Annotated in this window: 11 protein-coding genes and 3 pseudogenes; 3 read left to right on the forward strand and 11 right to left on the reverse strand. The window is 39.4% G+C overall.

Going from position 1 to position 13,542, the window contains the following annotated elements; all coding sequences use genetic code 11:
* Positions 1-76: 76 nt before the first annotated feature.
* Together GVV58_RS14260 and GVV58_RS14265 are read right to left on the reverse strand one after the other, a co-directional pair.
* Positions 77-730: pseudogene (locus GVV58_RS14260) on the reverse strand (IS5 family transposase).
* Positions 731-981: 251 nt separating this feature from the next.
* Entirely contained in the window at positions 982-1,203 is a 222-nt protein-coding gene (locus GVV58_RS14265; RefSeq protein WP_004658364.1) for a helix-turn-helix transcriptional regulator, read from the reverse strand.
* 194 nt (positions 1,204-1,397) lie between these two features.
* Between GVV58_RS14265 and GVV58_RS14270 the strand changes: the two genes are divergently transcribed.
* The gene (locus GVV58_RS14270; RefSeq protein WP_004658363.1) at positions 1,398-1,649 is read left to right on the forward strand and encodes a hypothetical protein; all 252 of its coding nucleotides are present in this window, start codon (positions 1,398-1,400) and stop codon (positions 1,647-1,649) included.
* Positions 1,650-1,721: 72 nt separating this feature from the next.
* Here the strand turns inward: GVV58_RS14270 and GVV58_RS14275 are convergent.
* The 4 genes and pseudogenes from GVV58_RS14275 to GVV58_RS14290 form a co-directional block, all read right to left on the reverse strand.
* Positions 1,722-2,667, reverse strand: a pseudogene (locus GVV58_RS14275) (IS30 family transposase).
* Between the two features lie 291 nt (positions 2,668-2,958).
* Positions 2,959-3,180: a hypothetical protein gene (locus tag GVV58_RS14280; RefSeq protein ID WP_001986288.1), complete on the reverse strand. Its 222-nt coding sequence runs from the start codon at positions 3,178-3,180 to the stop codon at positions 2,959-2,961.
* Between the two features lie 33 nt (positions 3,181-3,213).
* The gene (locus GVV58_RS14285; RefSeq protein WP_000059658.1) at positions 3,214-4,413 is read right to left on the reverse strand and encodes an integrase arm-type DNA-binding domain-containing protein; all 1,200 of its coding nucleotides are present in this window, start codon (positions 4,411-4,413) and stop codon (positions 3,214-3,216) included.
* Positions 4,414-4,806: 393 nt separating this feature from the next.
* A complete protein-coding gene (locus tag GVV58_RS14290; protein WP_001986287.1) occupies positions 4,807-5,520 on the reverse strand; it encodes a hypothetical protein in 714 nt (237 codons plus the stop codon).
* 858 nt (positions 5,521-6,378) lie between these two features.
* Between GVV58_RS14290 and GVV58_RS14300 the strand changes: the two genes are divergently transcribed.
* Positions 6,379-7,089 (forward strand): hypothetical protein, encoded by a 711-nt coding sequence (locus GVV58_RS14300; protein ID WP_001052588.1) that lies wholly within the window; start codon positions 6,379-6,381, stop codon positions 7,087-7,089.
* A gap of 12 nt (positions 7,090-7,101) precedes the next feature.
* The gene (locus GVV58_RS14305; RefSeq protein ID WP_002046586.1) at positions 7,102-8,208 is read left to right on the forward strand and encodes an ImmA/IrrE family metallo-endopeptidase; all 1,107 of its coding nucleotides are present in this window, start codon (positions 7,102-7,104) and stop codon (positions 8,206-8,208) included.
* A 96-nt stretch (positions 8,209-8,304) separates the two neighbouring features.
* Here the strand turns inward: GVV58_RS14305 and GVV58_RS14310 are convergent.
* From GVV58_RS14310 to GVV58_RS14330, 5 genes and pseudogenes are all read right to left on the reverse strand, one after another.
* Positions 8,305-8,655 (reverse strand): annotated as a pseudogene (locus GVV58_RS14310) (DNA mismatch repair protein MutS); the annotation flags it as partial.
* Positions 8,656-8,907: 252 nt separating this feature from the next.
* Positions 8,908-10,914 (reverse strand): alpha/beta fold hydrolase, encoded by a 2,007-nt coding sequence (locus GVV58_RS14315; protein WP_100355854.1) that lies wholly within the window; start codon positions 10,912-10,914, stop codon positions 8,908-8,910.
* A gap of 96 nt (positions 10,915-11,010) precedes the next feature.
* Positions 11,011-12,657 carry an IS66-like element ISAba17 family transposase gene (locus GVV58_RS14320; RefSeq protein WP_159516813.1) on the reverse strand — a complete coding sequence of 549 codons (1,647 nt, stop codon included), beginning with the start codon at positions 12,655-12,657 and terminating at the stop codon, positions 11,011-11,013.
* 74 nt (positions 12,658-12,731) lie between these two features.
* A complete protein-coding gene (gene tnpB, locus GVV58_RS14325; RefSeq protein WP_000618090.1) occupies positions 12,732-13,067 on the reverse strand; it encodes an IS66 family insertion sequence element accessory protein TnpB in 336 nt (111 codons plus the stop codon).
* Positions 13,064-13,486, reverse strand: a complete 423-nt coding sequence (locus GVV58_RS14330; RefSeq protein ID WP_159516814.1) for a transposase — start codon at positions 13,484-13,486, stop codon at positions 13,064-13,066. Before GVV58_RS14330 ends, tnpB begins: the two co-directional genes overlap by 4 nt.
* Positions 13,487-13,542: the final 56 nt, after the last annotated feature.

Here is a 13,542-nt window from a genome sequence, read left to right on the forward strand (position 1 = left end):
CTAAGATGTTAACTAGAGTGGAACGGCTTTGTTGCACAAAGATTTGAAATGCAAAGCGCCCCTAATTGAGCCAAATTTAAGGCGTAACTTGGGTAAGTGGTCGACCTAATTCCGTAAATCTGTTAAGGACTGCCACACGTGCATGGATCTCATTGACTTGGCTATCAAAACTACTTGCACTGAGTTTATCTCCTAATAATTTGATGCAATGCATCTTAGTTTCAACCAAACTTCGCCGATGATAGCCTGACCATTTTTTCCATAGTGTCCTGCCTAGCAGGGTTTTAGTATCTATACCAATATGAAGTTTACGCCATTGGCGACGATATTTCGGCTAATGCTTTTTACGTTTCCATTCACCTTCACCTAAGAACTTCAAATCCGTGGAATCAACGAGTAGATGCAGTCCATTGCAACTCTTTTCATAGCTAATTTGAATATCAATATGCTTTTGTCTTCTGCGAATGGTTGAATAATCCAGAGCTGTCCAATCTAATCCGCAAAGTTTAATCAAGCTTTGGACAAAGCCAGTCACCATGCATACAGAAAGACGAAATAAGGATTTAATCATGAGATAGCACTGAATGGCTATGTCAGAATAAGTTTGATTTCGACCATGTTTTCCTTGTGACTGCGAATATCATTGAATCTTAGTATCAAACCAAATTGTAAAATTACCATGATTGATCAAAGCATGATTGTAGGATGACCAATTCGGTGTACGATAAATTTAGGTGTAGGCTATTGCTGTATAAGACCTTATCGGTAGGTTTGCGCAACAAGGCCTCAAAATCCCACCTTAAAATGCAAATAGCAAAAAAACTCTACCATTCGATTGATTTCATTTTAGAAGTAATGAAATTAGTATCTGTTTGTAATGATATTTTATAAAATTCAATATTAGATCTGCAGAGAAAAACTTATCAAACTAAGTATTGGCTAGTCTTTTTCTTCGAAAAACTTATCAAACGAAGTATTAAGTTAATCTTTTTCTTCAACTTCTTCCTTAAACTCAAACAAATCATTCATCGTACAGTTAAAGTACTTACACAACTTATCGGCGACTGGTAATTCAATACGTACAGCACGGTCATAATACATACTTGTGAGCGTGTTGCGATTGATACCTGTTGCATGCACCACTTCACTTAATTTTAAAATTTTTCTATCGCCCATGAGGCTAGATAACTTACAAGTAATCATATTTAAATTAATTTACAAAAAATAACTTGCTGTGGGTTATTTGAAGTTGTTGACTGAGTAATACTTTGCTAAAATTAACCTACAGCAGGTTATTACAACTTATAGAAAGTATATTTTATCCATTTCAACTAAATTATAACTTTTTAAATATAAGGATTGAACCTGCATTAGATTATTTTGTGGAGATGACCGCCGTGTTACCAAATGAGTTATTGATCAGCCAGCAAGCTCGTGACTTAGGAAATCAATTAATTAAAGAAATGAACATCAATAGAAGTTATGGAATGGCTAATTTTCTTGGAGTAAATACTTGCTATGATAATCATCAGGCTGTACTTATTTGGACATTTCAACTGCTTGAAAGGGAACCTGCCTTAAATGAATTAGCAGAAATTAAAAAATATTTTCTTTTAATCTTTCCAGATAGTGTTTATCAATTAGCCTAAGTTGTTTTTAAAATTAATTTATTAAATAAAAAGCACTAAATCAAAGAAAGCTTTATTTAAAAATAGGCGGATTCAAGCGGCAAGTGCAACAGTATAAAAACCAGCCATAACATCACTGGGCGTATACCATCCCAGTGTCTTTCTGGGGCGATTATTTAGAGCAGATTCTATCTGTTCTATCCGTTCTTTTGAAACATCATCAAACGATGAGGATTTTGGCAGATATTGCCTGATCAGACCATTGCTATTTTCATTTCTGGCACGTTGAATCGACTTGTACGGATCTGCAAAGTAAGTTTCTATACCTGCTTCCTTTATCCGCCAATGCTCTGAGAATTCCTTGCCATTATCAAAGGTCACACTATATGCATGACTGTGGCGCAAACACTCTAAAGCACACGTGATCGTTTTAGCTGAGGTTCTAGTTTTCCCCAAATGAGCGATATGTAGATACAGACTCTTGCGATCAACCAGGGTTAATAATGCCCCCTTATGATTCTTGCCTATCACGGTATCACCTTCAAAATCACCAAGACGTTGACGCTTGTCTATGATCTCGTCGCGACAGTGAATGCTTGTTCTATCAACCAGTTGGCCTCTACGGTCTGTGTTTTTATAACCCCGCTTGCGATAGGTTTTCTGGTGTCTTAAATGTTGATGCAGTTCTCCACCCTTAGATTTATCCTGATAGATGTACTGATAGATCCACTCATGTGATGGGACATCTAGCCAGCCGCGTTGTTTCAATGCCCCGGAAATCTGTTCAGGCGACCAATCCAGAGCAATCAGATAACGGATGTAAAATATGGCGAAGTCTGTCATCTGAGATGAAGAACGGTATCGTCGTTGACTTGAAAACCGATCAGCCTGTTTAGCCCGATAGCCGCGTTCCCCTGTATTCCTTTTGATCTCACGATAGAGGGTTGATCTGGAAAGAGTAGAGATTGAAGATTTACTTTTCAAGGGCAGCATAAATTTCGTATCTTTCTTCTTGAGAAAGTTGGGTGTATTGCTTCATTGTGTGCTTTCCAATTGCGAGTTGAAAAAGTCTAATGATTCTAATACACCTAACTTTTTCAACTAACTACAAATGTGTCGCACTTGGGATTTGAATCCGCGATACCTATTAATTCAAAAACATACCATTTACTGAATATATGAAGCATAGGTTCCTGCTCTATCACTCACTCGTACTAAAATTACATCGCTCTTTTTACTGATACTAAACAATTTATGTCCACGCCACGTTCTGCGGCTTCGAGGGCTAGTTTTTGTTGAACCACTGAGAACAAGGACAACAAACTGCCTACTATATTTTCCCGGAGAGTGGTGTAGGAACTTTTTCATTATTGCTAATCATATCAGCGACAACATCAGCAACGAGCTCCTCTATTCCTGAGAATGCTTTAGACTGATCCGCATCAAGCCAAGACAATGATGGAAACTCAGCACACAACCCAACATACTCATTATATTCTGCTGACCATGTAACACGGCAAGTATATTGTTTACTATCCATTTGAAACCCCATAATGTTTTAAGTCTATGTATAAAAGTACGATTTTCACTTAGCAGTACTTAAATAATCACCCCACCACTGCATCATTTCAGTCCGCTGGGCTAAATAGTCAGCGTGATTATAGCTGGCACGGGTACGGTTCTTATCAATATGTGAAAGTTGTGCCTCAATCCAGTTATCCTGGAACAAACCTGAGTCATTCAAAATGGTACTAAAAGTGGAACGTAGTCCATGAGAGGATAATTGATGTTTTCCATAGCCCATCTTACGTATAGCCATATTTAATGTATTAAAATGAATCGGTTGATTATGTTTCCGTGGGCTAGCAAAAATGTACTTTTCACCGTATGACCATTGCATGACGTCTTTTAAAATATCTAAAGCCTGATCTGAAAGTGGAACTAAGAAGTCGGGAATCTCATGGCCTAATATGACTTTTCGTCGAAACTGTTTAATATGCAAGGCAGGTATTTTCCAGATTTTTTCATTTAAATCAAAATGATGAGGCTCAGCCAATAACAATTCAGCCCCTCGCACGCCAGTATGTAATTTGAACAGCAGTGCTTTTTTAATAATCGGATGGGCATCCAATTTTAATAAATTTTTCTTAAAATCTGATATATCCTCCGCTTTCAAATACGGATAATTCTTCTTGATTTTACTGTTAATGGCGATTTTATTTAAACCATGCGCGATGTTGAATTCACAATAACCCATCGCTACAGCGTAGTCATAAATTTGGTTCAAATAACTACAAGCTTTCTTGACAGGTTCTTTTACTTGGCGTCCCTCTATTTTTTTGATTACTGAAACCAGGTCATAACGCTTGATGTTTTGAAAAGGTAAATCCTGAAGGTCTGGATAAATATCTTGCTGTAAACATCTTTCTGCTAACTGTAGTACACCGCAGCGGGGTGAATCATTAAATGCATTTTTCAGTTTGAACTGCAGCCACTCCTCCCCTACCTTACGAAAGGTGATGACATTAGAGACAGTATCATGCTCAAAACAATAATTATTGTCTTTAAAGTCATCTTTGACTTGTCGTGCCTTTTTCAGCGATAAATCAGGATAAAGCCCCAACTGAATGCGGCGACGTTTTTTTGTTTGTGGATCTGTATAGCGATAGCACCAAGATTTTCTTCCAGTCGGCTCAATCTTCAGGCTAAGTCCATCTTCATCGGATAAAAAACAAGTTTTTTCCTTGCAATGAGCTTGGCGAACTTTAATTTCAGTAAGACTCATGAAATTTAAATGAAACCTATCAGCGGATTGACGAGATCCATTATATCAAAATAGAAGAAAATATATATGATGCGTACACTACGCATCATATATATTTGTAATATATTGTTTTATATATTTAATATTTTAAGTATTTGTATTTTAGTAACCATTATAAGTACCACCTCTTCTTTAAGTTCCCAACAACTCACTTTTTCTGTCATCAATGTTAAATAAGTCTTGTGCTTTAAATTCTTAGATGACCTCCTCTACCCTTTATTATCATTTTTATAAAAGTAACTATATGTACTCATTAAAATTTGTAGAGCTCAAAAACAAAAAAGACCGCTATATAGCAGTCTTTTAACTTAATTAAATAATAATTAATTCATTTTCATCATAAGTGCATAAGCATCACGTTTGTTTTGACGCAATGATTCTATCTCGGACTTCGTCAGCTGTTTTACGAGAGTTGAGGATATACTTTGCTTCCCACTCTGTGAGCCTTTCGAAATCGTACCCGTAAATCGATTTCCACCATGCTTCAAGATTACCATATACATCCCTCAATTGCTGAAGAGTTTCTTTACTTAGAGCTAATTGTGATGAGTATTGTTTACCCGTCAGTGCATATGCTCCAATAACTTTATTCGTCCCAGTTGTTTCAATATGACCTTTTAATGCTGCAAAAGTACCACCTTGGGTCTGGGTATCATCAACAATAATAACACATTTATCATTGTTTATTGTCCCATCAAATGCTGGTGGGTTGGCTAATCTATGCCACCCATCACCGCCAGTTCTTGATACTTTTATAGCTTGAACTATATTCGTATCAACTTCAAGCCCAAGTTTCTTTGCTATAACTGCTGAAGTAGCTAAAGGAATCATATTACGACCGACTGCTTCCTCAGCATGTACAGGTACTATAATAGTTTCCCGACCATCGATAATTCTTTCTAGTTCAGCAATCGCCTCATCCGAAACTAAATCTTTAGCTAAAATATACGCACTTTCAACATCCCCTGCTTTAGCAGCTTCATACATGTAATGAGAGGTTGCATCTCCAAGACCACGGTCAATAACCGTTTTAGGAAACATATTCCAATCTGTGCGATATAACTTCATATTTTTAAATAAGTTTTAATGATGGCTAGCATTAAATTTTACACTAAATTTACCGCTAGCATCTCTTGGATATTATTTTTCGTATCAGGCAGCACTCTCAAAAGCCGTTTGTTTGGACAGTCCCCATGATCATACACGAGGCAGCTTCAAATACTTATGGGCCCATCCTATCCAGTTGTATCTTCTTGCATCACATGAATATTGTATACTCATTTTGACTACTTGAAAATTATGGAACAACGTCAATAAAAACAATAACTCTAGAGTCTTTAGTCGACATTCCTAAAAAGGTAAATTCAACATTTCTTTCCATATCATTTCTTTGTGTCTCTGGATGAACAAAAGAAACATAGCTTATTTCAAAGAATCGGGCTAGGGTTTTTATGCCAATGATTTTGTTCTCTTCATTAGCAATTAAAACATCTAATTCCAGATCAAACTCTTCTAATTATTTAATTAAATCTTTAACTTTCATTTTACTATCAACCTCTATGAATTATTTAAAAAATTAGCACAATGAAACTTGTGAAAAAAATGGATTTGAACAAAATTTTTTAGCAAAAAAAGCATAGCAACCAGAAAAACCTTTCCAGCAATCAACAAAAATATCCCCGTGTGCTTCCAGTTTACAACATTTTGACTACCACACTGCCCACAGTAGTAATAATAGCCTTTGATACGGCCACCGCATTCAGGACAATTTTTATGATTAATGAATAAGTTACTCAACGTCTCTTCTCCAAAATTCTTATTATCAAGTTGTAAGTGAAGATAGCACACATTTATAAAAAATGTCTTTTTTAAAACATCAAAAGATGTTATAAAAAAGACATTCGCTACTTTAGGATAACTTTTAAGATGAATTTAAATCTCCTTGATGAAGAATCAATCCAACCTTCTGAACCCACGCCATGTGATTTTTTCAAAGGTGAAAATGCTATCAAAAAAGCTAAACAGTTAGGATTACCTGATCTCGAGTTAGTCAGAAACGCAATTATGATCGGTGATGCTGACTATAGAACAAATACTCACTATAACCGTGCACGCTTTATTGCACGATGGGGAAAAATTGGAGAACAGATTGCTTTACTGCTTCGACAATCTGATCCTGCTTGGATATTCCACAATGACAGCCAGCCAAGAATTGAGAATACAGTAAAGAAAATACAAATTATCTTTATGAGCGGGAATATTGCATTGGGGTTAGCTGATCAAGTTGTATCAGCACACTGTGAAAAAGGATTAATGACATTAAATAATATTAAGGAGAATCAGTCTGCTTATGATGATGAGACAAAATTGAGAACATGGATTTTATACTTTCCTTCAGCATCACATCCAGCCTATAAAGACATTGATATCCCAAATATTCCTTTTGAATTTGCATACCCAACTAGCTTCGTACAGGACTTAAAAGCGAAAAAAATTTCAATTTTACCAAGTGACCATACTTGCAGAATTGCATTTGAAATAGATAATACAGTTCCTGTAAAAACTGATCCTAAGCCAGTATTGGAACCATCTAATGAAATTAAACCAGATGATTTTGATATTCAGCTTGTAGTTTAATCTGAGGTTAATGTGTTTAATAAAGATCGTTTACGTATTGCTAAAGAATTACGAGGACTTAGCAATACCGATTTCGCAGAAAAATTGAGTTGCTCTATCTCTAAGGTAAAGCAACTTTTAGACGTGGATAAAGAAATCAATGAAAATGATCAAGATGATATATGCCGTGTATTAAATTTACCCAAGTCATTCTTTGCAGGTAATGACACACAACCACATGAAACAGACCAAATCTTCTATAGATCGGTTGCTCGTATTAAAGCACAGCATAGAAAAGCTAATGAGGCATATACTCTTTTAGCAATAAATATTAACAAGTACTTAAATCAGAAAGTAAAGTTACCTACTTTTCACCGTCCTGATTTAGATATTACTGAGTTTTTGGGTGAATCTAAGTATGCCGATCACCTAGCGTCAGAGTTGAGAGGTTTATGGGCTTTAGGTAATCAACCTATTAATAACATTGTTTCGTTGTGTGAGCTAAAGGGAATCCGTGTCTTTAGATTACCGACTGAAATTCGAGAAATTGATGCACTATCTTTTTTTGATGATGAAAGTGGTAGCCCTTTCATATTTCTAAATACATTTAAGTCTGCCGAAAGAGCCCGCTTCGATTGTGCACACGAACTTGGTCATATCGTTATGCATACGCATAACAAAAAAATTCGTGTCGAGAAAGATAATCGTGTTCTCGAAACTGAAGCGGATCAATTTTCATCTGAATTTTTAATGCCAACAGATGCATTTCTTTCTACTGCTCCACGCTATTTTTCACTAGAAAATATGATTGAGTATAAAAAGATTTGGCGAACATCCCTGAAGGCTATTAACTATAAAGCTCACAAGCTGGGATTAGTTAGTGATTGGGTTAATCGTAGTAACTCTATAAAGATCAATTCGTTGGGCTACAACATTAATGAACCTGAAGAAACTCATCGAGATGAGAGTTTGATGTTGCCCAAAATTATCTCTGTTTTAGCCTCACAACCATCTTTTGATAAAAATAAAATGCTTGATGAAATTGGAATCTCTGAAGAAGATTTTAATCAATTAACATTTGATGCTTTAGTTAAAGTTGAGCCCCCGAAGAAAAAACATAAGTTATATATTGTCGAGTAATACAAACCTTCCTTAAAAATAATGCGCCTTACGGCGCACTATTTATGCAAAATCCTGATTAATTTTTTTATGACTTCACGCCCAACGTAGTTTTGCAGTAATAATCCGGACAACGCCACGTTCAACAGGGGCCTTACCTGTAACCTCACCAATTTGCTCGCAAATGACGACGGTTTCGCCTTTTTTCACCAAGCGAGCAAGGTAGCCTTCAGCTGCATGGTAAGGAACGCCTGCCATAGGGATAGGTTCACCATTGGCTTTGCCACGATGGGTTAGGGTAATTCCGAGAAGTTTAGCGGCCTTGTGTGCATCTTCAAAAAATAGCTCGTAGAAGTCACCCATACGATAGAACATCAAAGAGTGCGGATGTTGCATTTTGACGCCCATGTACTGTTGCATCATGGGAGTGAGGGTGGACAAATCAGTTATGATTCCCGAATTGCTCATGTAGGTGAAATCCTTAAATCTTTGAAAATGCACAATATAAAAATAGACCGAGCGACGCCGCTTACCGTATGTATTTATGTGCTATGAACAGCTATTGTCTGAATGGCAATATCTTAGCAAAATTGAAAACGACTAAACAATAAATCATCTATAAAGCGAACAGTTGTTAAACAGCCAAGTGATTATTGCTGTAGGCATTAGGTGTAAAGCAAAAATAAAAAAGCCTAAACATCTGTTTAGGCTTTTTAAGATTTAAGGCTTATACAGACCGAGTTCAGTCAGGTGCAACCGTAGGATACGACGTAACTCAAGAACAGCTTCAGGCGTTTCTTGAATAGAATGTCCACCTTTAATAATCTTCTCAGACAATGCACCATCTAGATGGGCACTCGTATAAGGCACGACATCGTCTGTAATGATATTGAGGTCATCACTTTTGGTCGCATTCCCCATGATGCTGTGGAATTTCATGCCCTTGTATGGAACGACATTTTTAGTTAACCGAGTAAAATTAGAGTTTTTGCTGAGATCACTTGGCCCATTTTGAATGAGTCCATTATCGACATCTTTAATGAAGGCTTGTAGGTCAGGGTCACTACTTTGTATAACATCGGTCAGTGCTCCCAAAAACGCACCTGGTAGACGAATGACTTTACGTGCCGCAAGGGTAAACCAGCGGTCAGCAAACTCTGTCCCACGATGTGGCGCTGCCAAGAAAATGGCCCGACTAAAGTTTGGAATCGGTTGAATATCGAGGCGTGATTTAAATAGAGGGTCATTTTTAAATTGTTGCGCACGTCGATTGGGTAGCAGTTTCATTGCTGCAGGGGTTAAGTCAGCATCGCTCACCAAAAGCCGTGCAATAATGCCGCCCATACTATGTCCCACGAGCACGGCATCCTTTTTGGCAGGCGCTTTGCTGTCGACCAAATTAAAACTTTGTTGAATGATTGCATAGATTTGGAAACGACTTTCTAAAATTGGCATATTGGTCGAGTAGAACACTTGCCAGACTTGATAGTGCTCACGTAGCACGGGGTCGCCCATGACATCATTCGTCAAACGAATCCATGCCTCTGGACTGCTGGCTAAACCGTGGACGAGGACCACCACTTTTTTATTTGGATTGTACGGCTCAAGCATGTATAGGTGTGGCATAGTGAGGCGTGCATCACGATCAATCAGTGATAAATACGCGGCTTTACCTAAATTGTTTTGTGCTAACCATAAGCCATAAGGTGCAGAAAAGTTTGCAGCGAGTGGGTAGCTTTTGCCTGCAATTTTCGCAGATTCAAACTTATAGGGATCATAAGCTGAGATTTCAAACTCAGGGTTGTTTAAGATCTCATCGATATTGGATGCAGAGCGTGGCTGTGCGGTAATAGTCGCTGCTAAATAACGGGCATTGTGAATGTTTGGATTACGACCATTGGTATACTGATAATGTAGTGGATCGACAATATATTTGGCTTTTTCAGGTGAGGTGTCATTGTGCTCAGGTGGGAGGACAATCAGAAACTCTGAACCAAAACCATCGCGACGTGTGATAGAGCGCAGGCCTGAAAAGTTCATATTGTAAGTTGACATCAGTTGTTCAACTTGACGGTTTTTTAAAAGTGGGTAATTGTCATAATTAATACGGTAAATACTTTGCCCCACTTTGATTTGATTACCGACTTCAGATGGCCCATGGCGTAGGCCATAACTATTCACGAGTTTAGCGATAGCTTGATTATAAAAGTCACGGAGTTGGACTTGTCGGTTATCAAAAATACGGTCTTGGGGGCCACGTTTGGTGTTAAACATGTAGGCATAACTGTAGCGAATGCTTTTATCCAGCATGCCGAGTTGTTGATCTAGGCAGCTTTGGTAGTTTTGTTTTTGCAGTGCCTGTTTTTCTTCAGACTGTGTCTTGGCTAAAATACTGACTTTACAGGCAGATGATTTTTCTAAGGAAAGTGCTTTAGCGAGATACAGCTCGCTGGCAGTAGAGAGGAGCTGTTCATCCTGAATTTGTGGAATCTGTTTGAGTTCGCTGACACATTCTTCAGGTTGCTCTGAACAGATTTTGGCTTCTCTACCCGTCATAGACAGCACGTTTAGACTCGCTTCACTGAGCTTATCCCGCGTTAAAATACTCTCACGCTCATTGGTAATCGTAACGTTCAGTGATTGATTTTTCACACTGACCACTTGGCAACCACTCAAAAGCGAAACGAGAGTGGTCATCATCAAGGTGCTACGGATGTATTTAGGCATAAAAAGCGTCGACTACCGTTTATTCTTTTGAATTTTTTAAATCATACGATAATTCTCGGATTTATGTAAGCATCCGCTGAACGCCATCGCCAAGTTTTAACGGGGTTCAGGTTTCCAGCGGTGAGGTAGTAATTCTTCTATTTGGGGCACTTTATGTGTTGGCAACCTTTTCAGCACATCACTTAAATAGGCATACGGATCCAAGCCATTCAGCTTTGCTGACTGGATTAAAGTCATGATATTGGCAGCTCGTTGACCACTGCGCAGCGAACCTGCAAATAGCCAGTTCTTACGCCCCAAGGCCCAGGGACGCATTTGGTTCTCTATCCAATTATTGTCAATGGGTAGATTGCCATCATCCAGATAGCGGCTTAAAGCAGTCCAACGTTTTAGGCTGTAATTGATCGCCCGGGCGGTTGGAGAACTCGATGGCACCGTCAGCTGATGTTGGTTGAGCCATTCATATAGTTGTTGCATGACCGGTTGACTATGCTGTTGTCGGTATTCGCAGCGGTCTTCCGCTGTACCATCCGTCTTTTTTCTTAATTCTGCTTCTATCGCATATAATTTCTGAATCAGCACTAATGCCTGTTCAGCGACCTGACTTTTCTTGGTCACATGTAGTTCATGGAATTTACGACGTGCATGTGCCATGCAGCCCACCTCAATGACCTGACCTGATCTAAAGCGTGCTTTATAACCACTGTCATCATCACAGACCAAATGACCCTGCCAGCCTTTCAGGAAGTCTTCAGCATGCTGGCCAGAACGGCTATCTTGAAAGTCATAGATCACTGCCTGAACTGGATTGTACTGTGTGCTGGCATAGGCCCAGACATAACCTTTTTTGGGCTTTTTCTCATTTTCACCCATCTGCATGACCGTCACCGGTGTTTCATCTGCATGGATCACCTGCTGTTGCAGTACCACCTGTTTTAAGGCATTGGCCAGAGGTTCCAGTTCCACCCCACAGCGGCCAATCCAGTCAGATAACGTTGATCTAGACAGATCAACACCTGCGCGTAGAAAGATTTGACGTTGACGGTACAAAGGCAAATGATCGGCATACTTTGACACCAGCACATGGCTAAGCAATTCAGGTGAAGCAATGCCTTTATCAATCACATAGGCTGGCATCGCTTGCTGAGTCAGAGTGTCACACTGATCACAGACCCATTTACCACGCACATGCTGTTCCTTATAGAACTGTGCCGGTCTGAAATTCAGTTTTTCACTGACATCTTCACCGATACGACGCAAGGTACAGCCACAACTGCATTGTGTTGATTCAGGTTCATGCTCAATACGGAGGGTGTGTAGATGATCTGGCAACAGCCGACGTTTAGGTTTGTTGACTGGGGCTTTCTGTGCAGCTGCATTGGTTTTATCTGCATTCAGTCGTTCCAGTTCCAGATCAACCGCTGCAATATCTTCTTCAACCGCTTCATCCCAGAGATGGATTTGTTTTGCGGTTAGATGTTCGTTTTTACTGCCGAATTTATGCTGTTTAAATAGTGCAAGCTCATGCTCGTATTTTTGATTGAGAATAGAAAGATGTTGAACTTTAGAATCTAATTGCTGATTGGTGACTTCAAGATGTTGAACTCTGGCATCTAATTGCTGATTTGATTGTTCCAGTTGTTGTTTAGATTGTGCCAGAGACTGATGCTGCATCGCCAACTGTCTGGTAAATTCCAGCAGTTGTTCATGGGTCAGTTGGCTTAAATCAGGCAGCGTATTCATGACCGCAGTATGCCTGAGGTCATGATGCAGAGGAAATAGAACGTTTGGAGAATAGCAGAATGGATGAGCCTGGTTTAGAGCATTGTTACCACTTGCTGCAGTCCGATTCTTTGCCAGGGCAAACCCTGGATCAGTGCCTGTAACTGCTCCGGGCTGATCGCCATACTTTCACCCTGGTGAACTTTAGCCCAGTGGAATTTCCCCTGTTCCAGCCGCCGGGCACACAGCCAGATACCCAGTCCATCATGCACCAGCACTTTCATACGATGGCCACGCTTATTACAGAACAGGTAAGCGCAATGCGGTTTGATGTAGCCAAAGGCTCTCAGCACCTGAGCCATGGCTGTATCCATCCCTGCACGCATGTCCATCGGCTGGGTAGACAACCAGATCTCATCAATACGAATCATTGAGTCAAACCCTGGATCAGCAACAGTAATTCAGTTACTGACTCCACCGGCCAGTCGATCTCGATCATCTGATCCCTTGCGGAACTTGGTGCCTCATGTAATGGAATCCTGATATGAGCGACAGCTTTCTTCTCTGGCACAGGTGGTAGAGGTGCTTCTTGTTTGACTGGAGTCGGGTGAAGAATGACCGGAAGAAAGTCAGTCTGTGGAATGGATGGGGTTTTTAATGCAGGGGGCATTGATCTGGACTGACGAATCCATTTATGTAGCAGATTGGCATTGATCTGATGTTGCATTGCTACCTTGGCCACTGATGTATCTGGCTGCTGGCATTGCTGAATAAGTTGATGTTTAAATTCAGCTGTGAAGGTTCGACGGGGCTTTTTTAGCGTTGGTGCGTAAGCGTCCGCTGAACACACCTTATGAATTCATCCTATAAGCCTTAATTTAGTCCCCACTTAAAAACAAGTGGGGA

This window comes from Acinetobacter sp. 18QD2AZ41W, assembly GCF_009829025.1.
Classification (GTDB): Bacteria; Pseudomonadota; Gammaproteobacteria; order Pseudomonadales; family Moraxellaceae; genus Acinetobacter; species Acinetobacter pseudolwoffii.

Coding starts and splice junctions, on each gene's coding strand:
- GVV58_RS14265 (WP_004658364.1), bottom strand. CDS start 1,203: ATGATTACTTGTAAGTTATCTAGCCTCATGGGCGATAGAAAAATTTTA.
- GVV58_RS14280 (WP_001986288.1), bottom strand. CDS start 3,180: ATGGGGTTTCAAATGGATAGTAAACAATATACTTGCCGTGTTACATGG.
- GVV58_RS14285 (WP_000059658.1), bottom strand. CDS start 4,413: ATGAGTCTTACTGAAATTAAAGTTCGCCAAGCTCATTGCAAGGAAAAA.
- GVV58_RS14290 (WP_001986287.1), bottom strand. CDS start 5,520: ATGAAGTTATATCGCACAGATTGGAATATGTTTCCTAAAACGGTTATT.
- GVV58_RS14300 (WP_001052588.1), top strand. CDS start 6,379: ATGAATTTAAATCTCCTTGATGAAGAATCAATCCAACCTTCTGAACCC.
- GVV58_RS14315 (WP_100355854.1), bottom strand. CDS start 10,914: ATGCCTAAATACATCCGTAGCACCTTGATGATGACCACTCTCGTTTCG.
- GVV58_RS14320 (WP_159516813.1), bottom strand. CDS start 12,657: ATGAATACGCTGCCTGATTTAAGCCAACTGACCCATGAACAACTGCTG.
- tnpB (WP_000618090.1), bottom strand. CDS start 13,067: ATGATTCGTATTGATGAGATCTGGTTGTCTACCCAGCCGATGGACATG.